At 69.0% G+C, this 16,558-nt stretch carries 12 protein-coding genes; 6 read left to right on the top strand and 6 right to left on the bottom strand.

What is annotated here, in order from left to right:
* Positions 1-39 precede the first annotated feature (39 nt).
* Together dapF and hflX are read left to right on the top strand one after the other, a co-directional pair.
* Positions 40-954, top strand: a complete 915-nt coding sequence (gene dapF, locus EEB19_RS00300) for a diaminopimelate epimerase (RefSeq protein ID WP_187583009.1) — start codon at positions 40-42, stop codon at positions 952-954.
* 63 nt (positions 955-1,017) lie between these two features.
* A complete protein-coding gene (gene hflX, locus EEB19_RS00305; RefSeq protein WP_187582089.1) occupies positions 1,018-2,517 on the top strand; it encodes a GTPase HflX in 1,500 nt (499 codons plus the stop codon).
* 271 nt (positions 2,518-2,788) lie between these two features.
* Here hflX and EEB19_RS00310 read toward each other — a convergent pair whose 3' ends face one another.
* The 4 genes from EEB19_RS00310 to EEB19_RS00325 form a co-directional block, all read right to left on the bottom strand.
* Positions 2,789-3,049: an HPr family phosphocarrier protein gene (locus EEB19_RS00310; RefSeq protein ID WP_187582091.1), complete on the bottom strand. Its 261-nt coding sequence runs from the start codon at positions 3,047-3,049 to the stop codon at positions 2,789-2,791.
* 146 nt (positions 3,050-3,195) lie between these two features.
* Entirely contained in the window at positions 3,196-5,295 is a 2,100-nt protein-coding gene (locus tag EEB19_RS00315; protein WP_187582093.1) for a fructose-specific PTS transporter subunit EIIC, read from the bottom strand.
* Positions 5,296-5,363: 68 nt separating this feature from the next.
* Positions 5,364-6,374 carry a 1-phosphofructokinase family hexose kinase gene (locus tag EEB19_RS00320; RefSeq protein WP_262365342.1) on the bottom strand — a complete coding sequence of 337 codons (1,011 nt, stop codon included), beginning with the start codon at positions 6,372-6,374 and terminating at the stop codon, positions 5,364-5,366.
* Entirely contained in the window at positions 6,371-7,141 is a 771-nt protein-coding gene (locus tag EEB19_RS00325) for a DeoR/GlpR family DNA-binding transcription regulator (protein WP_187582095.1), read from the bottom strand. The genes EEB19_RS00320 and EEB19_RS00325 overlap by 4 nt, the downstream gene beginning before the upstream one ends.
* 185 nt (positions 7,142-7,326) lie before the next feature.
* Here EEB19_RS00325 and EEB19_RS00330 point away from each other — a divergent pair, with 185 nt between their 5' ends.
* Entirely contained in the window at positions 7,327-9,000 is a 1,674-nt protein-coding gene (locus EEB19_RS00330; protein ID WP_262365343.1) for a putative PEP-binding protein, read from the top strand.
* A gap of 27 nt (positions 9,001-9,027) precedes the next feature.
* On the opposite strand, the gene lexA is transcribed toward EEB19_RS00330, so the two are convergent.
* Complete coding sequence (gene lexA, locus EEB19_RS00335; protein WP_187582099.1) at positions 9,028-9,780, bottom strand: transcriptional repressor LexA; 753 nt, start codon at positions 9,778-9,780, stop codon at positions 9,028-9,030.
* Between the two features lie 257 nt (positions 9,781-10,037).
* Here lexA and EEB19_RS00340 point away from each other — a divergent pair, with 257 nt between their 5' ends.
* Positions 10,038-10,670, top strand: coding sequence for a LysM peptidoglycan-binding domain-containing protein (locus EEB19_RS00340; RefSeq protein ID WP_262365344.1), 633 nt, complete (start codon positions 10,038-10,040; stop codon positions 10,668-10,670).
* A 102-nt stretch (positions 10,671-10,772) separates the two neighbouring features.
* Positions 10,773-11,252 carry a transcriptional regulator NrdR gene (gene nrdR, locus EEB19_RS00345; protein WP_187582100.1) on the top strand — a complete coding sequence of 160 codons (480 nt, stop codon included), beginning with the start codon at positions 10,773-10,775 and terminating at the stop codon, positions 11,250-11,252.
* Positions 11,253-11,265: 13 nt separating this feature from the next.
* Here the strand turns inward: nrdR and hrpA are convergent, their stop codons facing one another.
* On the bottom strand, positions 11,266-15,171 hold the full coding sequence (gene hrpA, locus EEB19_RS00350) for an ATP-dependent RNA helicase HrpA (RefSeq protein WP_187582102.1): 3,906 nt from the start codon (positions 15,169-15,171) through the stop codon (positions 11,266-11,268).
* Positions 15,172-15,275: 104 nt separating this feature from the next.
* On the opposite strand from hrpA, the gene EEB19_RS00355 reads away from it, so the two are divergent.
* Positions 15,276-16,505, top strand: a complete 1,230-nt coding sequence (locus EEB19_RS00355) for an aspartate aminotransferase family protein (RefSeq protein WP_187582104.1) — start codon at positions 15,276-15,278, stop codon at positions 16,503-16,505.
* The last annotated feature ends 53 nt before the right edge of the window (positions 16,506-16,558 follow it).

Here is a 16,558-nt window from a genome sequence, read left to right on the forward strand (position 1 = left end):
ACGGGGTCGCCATCACCGCACCCGTATCCTGGTGGGGTGATGGCACAGCCCCAGGCCGCCGAACACCTTCGATTCGTCAAGGGTCACGGCACGCAGAACGACTTCGTGATCCTCACCGATCCGGCCGCTGCGCTGGACCTGACCGTGCCGCTCGTCTCCGCGCTCTGCGACAGACGACGCGGGATCGGTGCCGACGGTCTGCTGCGGGTGGTCCGATCGGCGGCACTCGTCGAAAGGGGTGTTCTCGACGCACTGCCGGACGGCGTCCACCCCGACGACTGGTTCATGGATTACCGCAACGCCGACGGCTCGATCGCCGAGATGTGCGGCAACGGCGTGCGTGTGTTCGCCCACCATCTGCGCGCCTCCGGGCTGATGTCCGACGACGAGTTCGTCGTCGGCTCACGGGCCGGCGCCCGACCGGTGATCGTGCACTCCCACGACGCGGTCCACGCCGACGTCACCGTCGAGATGGGGACGGTCGCCACGGATGGCGAATCGCTGGTCCGGATCGGGGACGACGCCTACCGCGGTCTCATGGTCGATGTCGGGAATCCGCATCTCGCATGCGTCGTGCCGGACATGACGTCGGAGGCACTCGACGCCGTCGACTTCACCGACGGCGTCATGCTCGACGACGAGGCCTTTCCGCACGGCGCGAACGTCGAACTCGTGACACCGGCCGGGGTGGCCGACGCCACCGGACGGCTACCCGCTGCGATGCGCGTCTTCGAGCGCGGCGTCGGCGAGACGCGCAGCTGCGGGACGGGTCTGGTCGCCGCCGGTGCCGCGGTGCTCGCCGCGCGGGACGAGAAGGTCGGCACCCTGCTCATCACTGTTCCGGGAGGCCGGGTGGAGGTCGGTATCCGGGCTGACGGTGCGACGTTGCGCGGACCGTCGATGCTGGTCGCCGACGGAACGCTGCACTCCGGCTGGGACCGGCCACACGCCTGACGAGGGCATGGCCGGAAAACCGGATGCCTCGCGGCCCCGGCCCGTGAGATCATGGTCCTACTCATGACCGAATCAGCATCCACACCGTTTCCCGAGTCCTTGTCCGAGGACGACCTGGCCGACCTGCCGGAGAGCGAGACCACTCCGGGGTCCCGGGCCGACATCCTGCGCGGCCTGACGCAGCCCACCACGGGTGAACTCCAACTCGAAGAGCGCGCGTCACTGCAGCGTGTCGCCGGCCTGTCCACCGAGCTCACCGACGTCACCGAGGTCGAGTACCGCCAGCTGCGACTCGAACGCGTCGTCCTCGTCGGCGTGTGGACCGAGGGCAGCGCGGCCCAGGCGCGCGCCAGCATGGTCGAATTGGCCGCACTCGCCGAGACCGCGGGCTCGCAGGTGCTCGATGCGCTCATCCAGCGGCGCTCGCGCCCCGACTCGGCGACCTACATCGGTTCCGGCAAGGCCGACGAACTCCGCGAGGCCGTGCTCGCGTCCGGAGCCGACACCGTCATCTGTGACGGCGAACTCACACCTGCGCAGCTGACCGCGCTCGAGAAGATCGTCAAGGTCAAGGTCATCGACCGGACCGCCCTCATCCTGGACATCTTCGCGCAGCACGCGACATCCCGTGAGGGCAAAGCACAGGTCTCACTCGCCCAGATGGAGTACATGCTCCCGCGACTTCGCGGCTGGGGTGAGTCGATGTCCCGACAGGCGGGCGGCCGCGCCGGCAGCAACGGCGGCGTCGGTCTGCGCGGACCCGGCGAGACGAAGATCGAGACAGATCGTCGGCGCATCCGCGAACGGATGGCGAAGCTGCGGCGCGAGATCCGTGGGATGAAGAAGTCGCGCACGGTCATGCGGGCAGCGCGTGAGCGGACCGCCATCCCCCGACTCACTGTCGCCGGCTATACCAACGCGGGGAAGTCGAGTCTGGTCAATGCGATGACCGGATCGGGTGTCCTGGTGCAGGATGCCCTCTTCGCAACTCTCGACCCGACGACCCGGCGTGCCACCCTCGACGACGGTCGGGCAGTCGTGTTCACCGACACCGTCGGCTTCGTCCGCCATCTGCCGACCCAACTCGTCGAGGCCTTCCGGTCGACCCTGGAGGAGGTCGTCGACGCCGACCTCGTTCTCCACGTCGTCGACGGTTCGGATCCGTTTCCCACCGAGCAGATCTCGGCCGTGCGCCGGGTGATCAACGAGGTGGTCGCCGAAGAGGACGTGGCGCCACCGCCGGAACTGTTGGTGGTCAACAAGATCGACGCGATCGATGCGACCCGGATGGCGGAACTGCGTGGCGCCCTCGGCGATGCGGTGTTCGTGTCGGCGCGGACCGGGGAAGGTCTGCCCGAACTGTTCGACCGGGTGCGCGAGTTCGTGGGGCGCGGCGACGTGGAACTGACCATCGACGTTCCTTACACCCGTGGTGATCTCATCTCCCGTATTCACGAGGAGGGTGAGGTGCTCTCCAGTGAGCACACCGCCGCCGGCACCACCATGCGCGTCCGGGTCCCCGCCGCCTTCGCCGGCGCACTGGACGACCTCACGACGGGTTAGCGCCGCGCCGAGCGGGCCCGCACATCCGCCGAGCGGGTCCAGAATCCTGCCGATCGGGTCCAGGATCTCGTCGATCGGGTCCCGCCGTCATGGACCGGGCACGGTCGGCGAAAACGTGGACACGGTCGGCAGGATTCTGGACCCGGTGGGCGGATTCGAGGACCCGGTCGGCGGATTCGAGGACACGGTCGGCGGGCTCGTCGGCGGTACCGGATGGCCCCTCAGCGGTGGGCGGTATCGAGAACGCGCCGTGGCACCGGCCGGACGCTACCTACTCGGCATCGAGGTCTTTCGCGACCAAGGTGGCGATCGCATCGAGGGTGGCCTGGTCCTCGGCGGTGACGACGACGGTGGTGCCCTTCTCCGCACCCAGCGTCATGATCATCAGGGCGGAGCCGGCATCCACCGGTTCGCCTCCCTCCAGGGCGAGGGTCACGGTGCTCCCCGCATCGCCGACCGCCTCGGCGATGATCGTGGCGGGACGGGCGTGCAGACCGACGGCGGACCCGACGGCGACGGTGGTGCTGGGCATGGTCACTCCTTGGTGTGAGTCTTCGGGGACGAGAGTGGATGGAGGGGTGAGGATGGCGCTCAGTGGTCGATGGGGTGCCCGTGTCGGACACCCCATCGTGGTGGTCGGATGATCAGGTCATCGGTCCAGTGTGTCCTGAGTCGGGCTCAGGCGGGGACGGTTTCGAGTTCCGACACCACCGTGGCACGGTCACGCTCGGTGTGCCACTGCTTGGCGACGATCACGAGGATGGCGCTGAGTACGGTTCCCGCGGCGAGCGCGATCAGGAACAGATACCAGTGGTTCATGGTGAAGAAGACGAAGATTCCCCCGTGCGGTGCACGCTGGGTCACACCGAATGCCATGACCAGCGCGCCGGACAGTGCACCGCCCGCCATCATCGACGGGATCACGCGGAAGGGGTCGGTGGCCGCGAACGGGATCGCGCCCTCCGAGATGAACGACGCACCGAGCAACCAAGCAGCCTTGCCGTTCTCACGCTCCGGCTCGGTGAACAGTCGCGGTCGCAACACGGTCGCCAGCGCCAACGCCAGCGGCGGGACCATTCCGGCGCACATGACGGCCGCCATGATCTCGAGTTGTGCGGTCCCGCCGATCGCCAGTCCGGCGGTGGCGAACAGGTAGGCCGCCTTGTTGACCGGGCCACCGAGGTCGAAGCACATCATCAGTCCGAGCACGATGCCCAGCGCGATGGCCGAGCCTCCGGACATGCTGTTGAGGCCTTCGGTCATCTGCTCGGTGACCCAGGCCAGGGGCTTGCCGAGCAGCATGTAGAGCAGGACGCCGATGATCAGACTGCCGAGCAGCGGGATGATCACCACCGGCATCAGCCCACGTGCCCACTGCGGCAACGGCAGTCGTGAGATCCACAGACAGGCGACACCGGCGATCAGACCGCCGACCAGGCCACCGATGAAGCTGGCGCCCACCGCCACCGACACCAGACCGGCGACGAATCCGGGTGCGATGCCGGGACGGTCCGCGATGGCGAAGGATATGTAGCCCGCCAGGACGGGAACGAGCATGCTCATGGCGAGTCCGCCGACCGCGAACAGTACCGCGCCGATGTACTGGCCGAGGCCGCCGGCGGGCAGATCCCACAGGCTGTTGTTCAGCGCGATGAACTGTCCGTCGTTGAGTGCCCCGCTCGTGTCGAGGGTGCCGTTGGCGATCTCATAGCCGCCGAGGAAGGGCAGGAACGCCAGGGCGATGAGCAGACCGCCGGCCGCGACGAACGGGATCATGTAGCTGACGCCGGTCATCAGGGCCTGTTGGGTCTGTTTGCCCAGCCCGACGCCACCGGCCTCGCCGGATCGGTCGGCGCCGGTGTCCCCGTCGCCGGCGGTGACCACCGCGGCACGTGGATCGGTCGATGCCGCAACGGCTTCGGCGATCATCGTGTCGGGCTCGTTGATGGCACGTTTGACGCCCGAGGAGATGACGGGCTTGCCGTGGAAGCGTTCCTTGCCCTTGACGCCGACGTCGGTGGCGAAGATGACGGCGTCGGCGTCGGCGATCACCGACGGATCGAATGCCGTGGTCGCCGACGACCCCTGGGTCTCGACATGGAAGTCGACGTCGGCGCGCTCGGCGGCGTACTTCAGTGCGTCGGCAGCCATGTAGGTATGCGCGATGCCGGTCGGGCATGCCGTGATCGCGACGATCGATGGGCGCTTGTCGGTGGGCGACGCGATCGGGGTCGTCGACGCGGCCGCAGGTGTCGTAGGGGCGGCCGGCGTCGTCGGAGCGGCCGGTGTCGTGGGAGCGGCCGCGGTTGGCGCCGGGGTCGCGGGCGGGTTGATCGCCTCGTCGACGAGCTCGACGACCCGTTCGTCGCTCTCCGCCGCACGGAGCGCCGCGACGAAGTCGGGCCGCACGAGCGACCGTGCGAGCGAGCTGAGCAGTTTCATGTGCTCGCTGGCACCGCCGGCAGGCGCGGCGATGAGGAACACCAGATCCGCCGGCCCGTCCGGTGCGCCGAAGTCGACCTTCTGGGACAGGCGTGCCATCGCGAGGCTCGCCGCTGTGACGGACTCCGCGCGGGCATGCGGGATCGCGATGCCGCCGGGGAGCCCGGTCGCGGATTTGGCTTCTCGTTCGAGGGCGCCGCGGGCGAGGTCGGTGGCGTCGGTGGTGCGTCCTGCGTCGGCGAGCGCATCGGCGAGATAGCCGATGACGGCGGCGGGTTCGGCGCCGGCATCGATGTCGAGACGCACCGTCTGCGTCGTGATGATCTGTTCTGACATGGGTTTTCCTTTGTCGTCGAGCGGGGTTCGGCGGGATCTGGCGCGGGGTGCGCGGTGGTCGTTCGGCGTCATCTCCTCGGGGCGGCTCCCGAGAGTTCGGTGATCTCGACACCGTCGAGGTCGAGCGAGTCGGGTGACGGCGGTTGGGTCCCGGCCAGAGCGGTGGCCGCGGAGCCGTACGCCACCGCGGTGCGGAGCCGGTCGGGCTCGTCGTCACCGCGTGTCTCGGCGATGAGGTAGCCCGCGAGGGCGGAGTCGCCGGCACCGACCGTGCTGCGCGGGACGATGGGCGGCGGCGTCGCGAACCAGATCCCGGACGCGCTGATGAGCATCGCGCCGGAGGCGCCCAGGGTCGCCAGGATCGCGGCGCCGGTCTGGTCGACGAGTGTCCGCGCTGCGGCGATGAGGGGCTCGTAGTCGCCCCGGGCGGTGGCGGCCACGAGCCGTGCCGGGTCGGCCCCGGTGGCCTCCGCGAGCTCCTCGTCGTTCGGCTTGAGCAGGTCGACCCGCCCGCTGACGGTAGCTGCGAGGGGTGCGCCCGAGGTGTCGACCGCCACCCGGCATCCGAGGTCGACCAGGCCATCGATCACCGTGCGATACCAGGTGTCGGGCAGACCCGGCGGCAGAGAGCCGCACAGGGCTACCCAGCATGCGCCGCGGGCGTTCTCGACCACCAACTCGGCGAGGCGGTCCGCCTGTGTGGCGTCGAGGGCGTGGCCGGGCGCGTTGATCTTCGTCGTCGTGCCATCGGGGTCGGCGACGGTGATGTTCGACCGCACCTCGCCCTCGATCGCGAACGCGAGGTAGGGGAGCGCAACGTCGTCGAGGGCGGTGAGCAGGGGGTCCCCGCCGCGGGCCGGCAGGATCGCGCGGGTGCTGATGCCCGCCTCGGCGACCACCCGGGAAACATTCACGCCCTTGCCGCCCGGCTCGGCGCGTACCGCCTGCGCGCGTTGGACGCCGCCTCGGGTCAACGGGGCGGTCAGCTCGAGGGTGCGGTCGAGGCTGGGATTGGCGGTGACGGTGAGGATTGTGAGTGCGGCCGGGACCGGCGATGTCATGTCGTCTCTCTCGCTCATGCGATCACCACATCGATGCCGCGCGCGGAGAGCGCCGCCGAGGTGACCGGGTCGATGTCGTCGTCGGTGACCAGCACGTCGACGTCGTTGAGGTCGGCGAACGAAGACAGGTCCTCCCGATCGATCTTCGACGAATCCGCCAGTACCACAACGCGATTGGCGACACGAACGATGGCAGACTTGATGGCGGCCTCGTCCGGGTCGGGGGTCGACAGTCCGTGGGACTGACTGATGCCGTTGCTGCCGACGAACGCCGTCGAGACGCGCAGCCGCTCGAGAGCCGCCACCGTCTCGGCGCCGACGGTGGCCTGGGTCAGCCCGCGCACCCGTCCGCCGAGGACGTGGAGATCGGAGCTGCGGTTGTCGGCGAGCGCCGCTGCGATCGGGATGCTGTGTGTGATCAAGGTCAGGCGCCGGTCCCGGGGCATGGCCAGTGCGGCCTGGTAGGTCGTCGTGCCGGCGTCGAAGAAGACCGACCCGCCGTCCGGCGGGAGGAAGCGTGTCGCGGTCCGGCCGATGGCGAGCTTCTGATCGGTCCGGGTCATCTGGCGCTCGTCGATGCCCTGTTCGCCGAGAACCGGTGTCGTCCCGGGGCGTACCGCCCCACCGTGGACCCGCTGCAGGTGGCCGGAGCGTTCGAGGACCGCGAGGTCACGCCGGACGGTCTCGCTGGTGACGTCGAACAGCGTCGCGAGCGCGGTCACGGACGCACGACCGTTGGCGCGCACCTGATCGGCGATCGCTTGCTGGCGTTCTTCGGCGTACACGATTCCTCATCTGATCCGGGGCCCGTAGGCCTGTGGATTTGTGTGGCTTTTGATGTTGCTATATCTGTGTTTACGCCTGTTTGTGTTGACAAGTCAAGGATTTCTTGTAACTTGAATCACAGAACTGGTCGAATGCGGCGTCAATCCACATGCGGACGTTTGGTGGGCGCAACGAGAGGATTTCGGTGGAGCAGACACAGGTACTGAACGGAACCCCGGTCGTCAGCGGTCAGGCCTATGGGCCTGCGGTGTGGCCCGGTGAGCGACCCGCATATGACCCCGCGACCGCCGTTCCGGTGCCCCCGGAGGAGCGTGAGGTCGAGACCAAACGATTCACCGATGCGGCCTCCGCGGTCGCCGGACGACTTCGTGAACGTGCCTCCCACTCGTCCGGGGCGGCCGCGGAAGTGCTCAGCGCGACGGCCGGGCTCGCCGAGGATCGCGGATGGGTCGGCGCCGCGTCGGCGCTGATCGGCAAGGGGACCGCCGCACCTGCGGCCGCGACGGCGGCGACCGAGCAGTTCGCGGCGATGTTCACCAAGCTCGGTGGGCTGATGGCCGAGCGTGTCACCGATCTGAACGACGTCCGGGATCGCGTCGTCGCCGAGCTCCTCGGCGTCCCCGAGCCGGGTGTACCGGAGCCCGACGAACCGTCGGTGTTGCTCGCCGACGACCTCGCCCCGGCCGACACCGCAGGACTCGACCCGGTGAAGATCATCGCCCTGGTCACCCGCCTCGGCGGGCCGACCTCTCACACGGCGATCATCGCCCGGCAGTTGGGAATTCCCTGTGTGGTGGCGGTCGCCGGCCTCGGCGTGATCGCTGCCGGCGCCGCAGTCCTCGTGGACGGAACCGCGGGCACCCTCGAGGTGGAACCGGACGAGGCGGCCGCAGTGGCGGCCGTCGAGGCGAGTCGCCGTGCGGCCGCGGCCATGGCCGAATGGCAGGGGCCCGGACAGACCGCCGACGGTCGCTCGATCTCGATCCTGGCCAATGTCGCCGACGGCACCTCGGCTCGCACCGCCACCGGCCATCCCGTCGAGGGGGTGGGTCTGTTCCGGACCGAGCTGGCCTTTCTCGACCGTCCCGACGAACCGTCGGTCGCCGAGCAGACCTCGCTCTATCGCGAGGTCCTCGAGGCGTTCCCCGGGCAGAAGGTGGTCATCCGGACACTGGACGCGGGATCGGACAAGCCGTTGAAATTCGTCACACCGGCGGACGAGGCGAATCCCGCACTGGGCGTCCGTGGCAATCGGATCGCGATCGACCATCCCGAGATCCGCGCGGCGCAGCTCGATGCGATCGCCGCCGCCGGCGTGGCAATCGGCACCACACCGTGGGTGATGGCTCCGATGATCGCATCGGCCGCCGAGGCCGCCGAGTTCGCGGCCCAGGTCCGGCAGCGCGGAATGGTTGCCGGAGTGATGGTCGAGGTGCCGGCCGCGGCGATCCTCGCTCCGTCGATCCTCGCCGAGGTGGATTTCGTGTCCATCGGTACGAACGACCTGACTCAGTACACGATGGCGGCCGACCGGATGTCCGCGGAACTGGCCACCCTCACCGATCCGTGGCAGCCGGCCGTGCTCGCGTTGATCGGGATGGTCGCGCGGGCAGGTCTCGAGGCCGACAAGCCGGTCGGGGTGTGTGGCGAGGCGGCCGCGGATCCGCTGCTCGCGTGCGTGCTCGTCGGTATGGGTGTCACGTCGTTGTCGGCCGCGCCCGCCGCGGCCGCCGCGGTCGGGGTCCGCCTCGCCGGGGTCACCGTCGATCAGTGCCGCATCGCGGCCGACGCCGCGCTGGCGACGTCCGATCCCGCCGCCGCGCGAGCGGCCGCGTCCGCCGCACTGCAGCCGACCTGATTGCAGCCGACCTGATTCCGCGGCGGCTCAGATCCGACGCATCACCGTGACGACCTTGCCGAGAACGGCGGCGTCGTCGCCCGGAATCGGTTCGAACAGATCGTTGTGCGGCATGAGCCAGACGTGACCGTCCTTGCGCTTGAACGTCTTCACGGTCGCCTCGCCGTCGATCATCGCGGCGACGATGTCCCCGTTGTCGGCGACGTTCTGCTGGCGCACCACGACCCAGTCGCCGTCACAGATCGCTGCGTCGATCATCGACTCGCCCACGACCCTCAGCAGGAAGAGTGAGCCCTCGCCGACCAGCTCGCGGGGGAGCGGGAAGACGTCCTCGACGGCCTCCTCGGCAAGGATCGGCCCGCCCGCGGCGATGCGTCCCAACACCGGCACGAAGGTCGGCGTGGGCAGGGTGTCGTCGTCGGCGGCCGCCGCGGATCCGCCGGGCGGAGTGTGGTCGCCGTCCTGGATGTTGACCGCACGCGGCCGGTTGTGATCGCGCTTGAGCAGGCCCTTGCGCTCGAGGGTCCGCAATTGGTGGGCGACCGAAGAGGTCGATGTGAGGCCGACGGCATCGCCGATCTCCCGGATGCTCGGCGGGTAACCGCGTTCACGGACGGACCGGCGGATGAACTCCAGCACACCGCGCTGCCGCGGGGTCAGGGTGGCCTCGGCGACCGCGGGGTCGGCGATGTCCGGGCTTCCGGCGTCCGGGTCGGTGCCGACCGTCGTGGTGTCGGAACCGCGGGCGGCTCCACGCCGCCCGCCGGCCTTCTCGCTCATCGGTGAGTCCTTCCTGTCGGGATGGTGGTGAGTTGTCGGAGTGCGTCGACTTCGGCGTGCGTCCACATCGGCGTGCGCTCACATCACAGTGCCTCTATATCGGAATGTCTCTGGGTCACCCGGATCGCCAGGCGTGACGCAAAACTGCTGGCTGTTGGGGTCCTGTAGTGCCGACACTAATGGACCCGACCGACATCTTCAAACATTTGTTCGACGTGTGTCGAGACTTTGTCGGAGCTTCGTGCTAGAAATCGAACATGCGTTCCATCGAACACGTGATCGATCACCCGATCGGCCGGGAACGCCAGGAGGTCATGATGAGCACGGCAACTCTCACGCGCACCACCCGCTCCGTCCACGCCGGGGACGTCGATGTCGCGGAGTCGGACCAGACCCCGACTCCGGCCCGCCGCCGGGTCGCCGGGGCGTCGAGCGGTACCCCGGTCCGTGAGCCGCGGCAAGCGGCCGCCGGTACCCGCCCTCGCCGTATGGCACGGGTCGAACCGACACGACCGGTCGATCGTCGTCCGGCGGGCCCGGTCCCGACCTCGCGGGCCGCGGGTACCCGATGCGCTGCTCCCGCGGTGGATCAGCGGGTCTACGTACGGCGCCGGACCGCCGCGGCTGCCGTCGTCGTCGGTGCCGCACTCGCCCTGATGGTGTGGGTGATCGCGATCGTGGGCTCCAATTACGCCGCCTCGGTGGCCCCGACGCCGGTCGGCACGGAGGTCGTACACGTCCGTGCCGGCGACACGCTCAGCTCGATCGCCGACCGCGTCGCGCCCGATCTGCCGCGTCAGTCGGTGATCGATCAGATCGTCGAGCGCAACAACCTCTCGGGCGCCGGCCTGCGCGTCGGGCAGGCGCTGGTTGCGCCCGCGTACCGCTGAGTCCGGGGCGGTATCCTCGTGGCACAGGGTCCGGCCGGAAACCGGCACGGCGCAACGGGCATGCGGTGCGCCGGTGTGTCCCGAGATGTGCGTGAGGATGACATGCGCTGCCCGTTTTGCAAGAACGAAGACACCAAGGTCATCGACTCGCGTGTCGCCGACGAGGGGCAGGCGATCCGACGACGCCGTTCGTGTGCGGAGTGCGGTCGCCGGTTCTCGACGGTGGAGAGCGCGGTCCTGTCCGTGGTCAAACGCAACGGCGTGACCGAGCCGTTCAGTCGCGAGAAGGTCATGCGCGGGGTTCGCCGCGCATGCCAGGGGCGTGATGTCGCGGAGGACGCCCTCGCCAAGCTGGCGCAGCAGGTCGAGGACGCGGTCCGCGCATCCGGGTCGGCCGAGATCCCCAGCAACGAGGTGGGTCTCGCCATTCTCCGGCCTCTGCGCGATCTCGACGAGGTCGCCTATCTGCGCTTCGCCTCGGTCTACCGGTCCTTCGACTCGCTGGAGGATTTCCAGCGGGAGATCGACGACCTGCAGGGCGACCTCACCCAGGAGAAGTCGGTCGACCCGGCAGGTACCTGACCGCTTCGTCGTCTCAGCGGAACTCGGCGATCGCCCGCACGGCTCTCTTCTCCGAGATGGGATAGGCGGTGCCGAGTCGCTGGGCGAAGATGCCGACCCGCAGCTCCTCGATCAGCCAGTGCGCGAACTCGTCGAGCGCTGCGCGACGCGCGGCCGGAAGCTGCGCCGACCGTTGATTCCATCGGGCCACGACCCTGTCGATGGCGGCCACCCCGTCGCGATCGCGTGATGGGGCGACAGGCAGATCGGCGAGTCGGTGTTCGGCTGCCTCGAGATATCGCGGGATGTTCGCGAGGTGGCGGTGTGGCGTCGTGGCCACGAAACCGTCGAAGACCAGTTCCGACAGTTGTTCGGCGACATCGTCGGCGGCGAGTGTTCCACTGAGACCGTCGATCTCGCGTCGTAGCGGGGCCACACGCCGCAAGACCTCGGTCGCCGAACGGAAGATCTCAGGCGCCTTCTCGGCCACGGTCGGCCGCAGGTGATCGGCCAGTTCGGCAAACTGCTCGGAAGTCCGGATCGACGTGAGATCCCTCGTGGCCGCGAGATCGCGGATCGCACGACGGGTGCAGTCACCGATCAGGTCGTCGGGCCGCAGATACGGACTCTGACTGAGCGCGAGGCGTCCCGCCGCGTCCAAGGTCCCGGTGATCTTGCGCGACAGAGCCGGTAGACGGAACTCGAGCAGCGCGACGACGGCCTCGGTGAGCCGTCGGTCCCGCTCGGCGGTGGAGGCGGCCAGCGCGGGCCGGACGCCGACGACACGGTCGCGGTCGGTGGCGACCTCGAGCGTCGGGTATCGGGTGATCGCTTGCCCGGCGACCGTCGACGTCAGTTCGTGCGCCAGCGTGCCGATCCCGTCGGAAGTCCAGTCCGTGAACACCTGGCGGCGAACGGGAGCCTCGTCCTCGGTGTCCGCGAACTGCTTCTTGAGTGCTGCCAGCGACTTGCCACCCGCGATCATGGTGCCGTCGCGGCCGACGACGGCGAAGTTCATGGTCAGGTGCGCGGGGATGCGTTCGAGGTCGAAATCCTTGGCGGACACCGTCATCGTCGTGATGGCCGAGAGTTCGCGGGCCAGTCCCACCATCAGCGGTTCGCCGCGCGGGGTCAGGCGGGACAACGCGAGGTCGGCGAAACGCTGTGCGGGGGCCATCGACTTGCGCACAGACTTCGGCAACGACTTGACGAGCTCGGTCGCGAGTTCGGATCGTAGTCCGGGCACGGTCCAGTCGAACCCGGCCGTGCGCACATGGTCGAGAAGCGGTCGAGGGATGACGACGGTGACCCCGTCGTCGGGTGCGCCCGGCTCGAAGCGATAGCGCAGTTCGAGACGGGTTTCACCCTGCTGCCAGGCACCCGGGAAGTCGGTGTCGGCGACGGCGACATCGGCTGCGACGTCTTCGGGCCGCAGGTCGAGGAGGCCGGGATCGGAGCGTCGGGCAGCCTTCCACCAGGTGTTGAAGTGCCGGGTCGACACGACGTCGGCGCCCACACGGGAGTCGTAGAAGTCGAACAGCTGCTGCTCACTGATGACCACGTCCCGGCGGCGGGCACGGTGCTCGACATCGGCGGCGGCCTCGAGGAGGTCCCGATTGTGCTGGAAGAAGCCGTGATCGGTGCGCCAGTCACCCTCGACCAGGGCGTGCCTGATGAACATCTCGCGCGAGGTGACGGGGTCGATGGCGCCGAACGGAACACGTCGTCGGGCCACCAGCGGGACCCCGTACAGGGTGACGCGTTCGTAGGCCATCGCCGCGCCTCGCTTCCCGGACCAGTGTGGCTCGCTGTAGGTGCGCCGCACCAGGTCGCCCGCCAGCTTCTCCGCCCAGAGCGGGTCGATACCGGCGACGGTGTGGGCGAACAGGCGTGAGGTCTCGATGATCTCCGCGGCCATGATGAACGACGGTGGCTTGCGGGCCAGCGAGGACCCGGGGAAGATCGCGAGCGTCGTGTTCCGGGCTCCGGTGAACTCCCGAGTGTCGCCCTGACGGACCGCGATGTTGCCCAGGAGGCCGGAGAGGATCGCGCGGTGGATCGCGTCCGCATCGCGACCGGTCTCGGGGACCTTCCACGTGAGGTCGGCGACGATGCGCGACAACTGTCGGTGCAGTTCGGTCCACTCCCGGATCCGCAGGAAATGTAGGAACTCGCGCTCACAGAGTCTGCGGAACTGGTTGCCCGACAGCTCCCGTCGTCGTTCCTCGAGGTAGGACCACAACTCCAGGTAGGTGAGGAACTCCGACCCGGGAACCGCGAATCGACGATGCGCGGCGTCGGCGGCCTCGCGGTTCTCGGCCGGCCGCTCGCGGACATCCGGTAGTGAGAGTGCCGCGGCGATCACGAGAATGTGGTCGAGACAACCGAATTCGTGACCTGCGATGAGCATGCGTGCGAGCCGCGGATCGACCGGGATGCGGGCCATGTCGCGGCCGACCGGCGTCAGCACCGGTTCGTGGTCGTCGCGGGTGGTCTCCCGGATGGCGCCGAGTTCGGTGAGGACGGCCATGCCGTCACGGATGGCGCGCGCGTCCGGGGGCTGGACGAACGGGAACTCCGACACGTCGCCGAGGCGCAGGGCGGCCATCTGCAGGATCACTGCCGCCAGATTCGTGCGCAGGATCTCCGGGTCGGTGAATGCGGGTCGGGCGTCGAAGTCGTCCTCGGCGTAGAGGCGGATGCAGATGCCCGGCGCCACGCGGCCGCATCGACCGGCCCGTTGCCGCGCACTGGCCTGCGAGACGGGTTCGATCGGAAGCCGGTTCACCTTGGATCGGGTCGAATAGCGGGAGATGCGTGCGGTTCCGGTGTCGATGACGTAGCGGATACCCGGGACCGTGAGTGACGTCTCCGCGACGTTCGTCGCCAGGACGATGCGTCGGCCCGAGGACGGCGCGAAGACGCGTTGCTGGTCGGCGATGGAGAGCCGCGCGAAGAGCGGCACGATCTCGGCGCCGGCCGACACGCGGTGGCCGAGGGCGTCCGCGGTCTCGCGGATGTCCCGCTCGGTCGGCAGGAACACCAGGATGTCGCCGGTGCGGCGCGACGACCACAGGTCACCGACCGCCTGATCGATCGCCTGGGCCTGATCGAGATCGCGATGGTCGGAGTCCGGGTCGCGGGAGTCGCCGAACGGCCGATAGCGGATCTCGACCGGGTACGCCCGCCCCGACACCTCCAGGATGGGTACCTCGGTTGTCTCGTTGCCGAAATGCCGCGCGAACCGGTCCGGTTCGATCGTCGCCGAGGTGATGATGACCTTCAGGTCCGGACGTCGGGGCAACAGTCGCTTGAGATAGCCGAGGATGAAGTCGATGTTGAGGCTGCGCTCGTGCGCCTCGTCGATGATCAGCGTGTCGTAGTGGCGTAAGAGGGGGTCGGACCCGATCTCACGCAACAGGATTCCGTCGGTCATCACCTTGACCAGCGTGTCGGCGCCGGAGCGGTCGGTGAAGCGTACGGAGTAGCCGACGGCGTCACCGATCTCCGTCGAGGTCTCGTCCGCGATCCGCCGGGCGACCGAACTCGCTGCGATACGCCGCGGCTGGGTGTGGCCGATCGCGCCGCGGACACCGCGGCCGAGTTCCAGGCAGATCTTGGGGAGCTGGGTCGTCTTGCCGGATCCGGTCTCGCCGGCGACGACGACGACCTGATGGTCGGCGATGGCCGCGGCGATCTCGGCGCGCGCCTCGGAGACCGGCAGTTCCGGTGGGAACGAGATGACGGGCACGGCGGCCCGCCGACGATCGATCCGTCGCTGCGCCGACGCGACGTCGCCGGTCAGGCTCGTCCATGCCGCGGACTGTGGGGACCGACCCAGTTTGTCGAGCCGACGGCGCAGTCGATGGGCATCGACGATGGTGAGTTCGGAGATCTGGTCGGCGAGCTGTCGTCTGTCGTCGGTTGTCGGCGCGGGCATGATGGTCTCAGGATATTCTCCCGCCCGCGGAGTCGTCGGGCGGCCGTCGGTGGCCGCCCGGACCTGATTCGGCTCGTCGTCCGGGCACCCTGCATGATTGGGGCATGGCAGGTTCACTCTGGCACGGTTTCGCCGACATGGGCTCCGTCACCTCGAATGGTCCGTTCGTGGTGAGTCGCGGGCAGGGGACACGCATCTGGGACGCCGAGGGACGCGAGTACCTCGACGCCACCGCGGGTCTGTGGTTCACCAACATCGGACACGGACGCACCGAGGTGGCGCAGGCGGTCGCCGATCAGCTGGGCCGGCTGGCGCACTACTCGGGATTCGGTGATCTGACCGCCGACGTCACGGTCGATCTCGCCGACCGGCTCGCCGAGATCGCCCCCGTCCCTGGCAGCAAGATCTTCTTCACCTCGGGTGGCAGCGATTCGGTGGACACCGCGGCGAAGCTGGCGCGGCGCTACTGGCACGAACAGGGCAAGCCCGAGAAGAACATCATCGTGGGCCGCACCAAGGCGTATCACGGCATGCATGTCGCCGGTACCGCGCTGGCCGGGATTCCGGTGAACCGCGAGGGGTACGGCGAGCTGATGGCCGACGCCGAGACCGTCGAGTGGGACAACGCCAAGAGCCTGCTCGGACTCATCGAGCGGCTCGGGGCCGACCGGGTTGCCGCCTTCTTCTGTGAGCCGATCATCGGCGCGGGTGGCGTGTACCCCCCACCCGAGGGCTATCTCACCGAGGTGCGCCAGATCTGCCGCGATCACGACGTGCTGTTCGTGGCCGACGAGGTCGTCACCGGATTCGGCCGTATCGGCGGCGACTCGTGGTTCGCGTCGTCCCGATTCGACCTCGAACCCGACCTGATGACCACCGCCAAGGGCCTCACGTCGGGTTACGTGCCGATGGGTGCGGTGTTCATCGCCCCGCATATCGCCGAACCGTTCTACGCGGGCGGCGTCTGGTGGCGCCACGGCTACACCTATGGCGGCCACGCCGGCGCGGCGGCAGCGGCGATGGCCAACCTCGACATCATCGAGAAGGAGGGGCTGCTCGCCGAGGCCTCGCGTCTCGAAGGCGATCTGGCGCGCGCGCTCTCGCCTCTCGCGGATCTGGAGTCGGTCGCCGAGGTCCGGACCGGCATGGGGGCGGTGTCGGCTGTGCAACTGGCGGATCCGGCACAGGCGATCCCGACGATCGGCCGACTGCGCGACCACGGGGTCAGCGGCCGGGCCGCCGGTCAGGGAGCCCTGCAGATCTCGCCGGCATTCGTCATGACCACCGACGAGGTCACCGAACTCGCCGACCGGATGCGGGCCGCGCTCTCCTGAGCGCGCCGGACCGACGACGACGGGCCCACCGGAGTCCGGTGGGCCCGTCGTCG

This window comes from Gordonia sp. OPL2 (genome assembly GCF_003797825.1).
In the GTDB taxonomy this organism is placed as follows: domain Bacteria; phylum Actinomycetota; class Actinomycetes; order Mycobacteriales; family Mycobacteriaceae; genus Gordonia.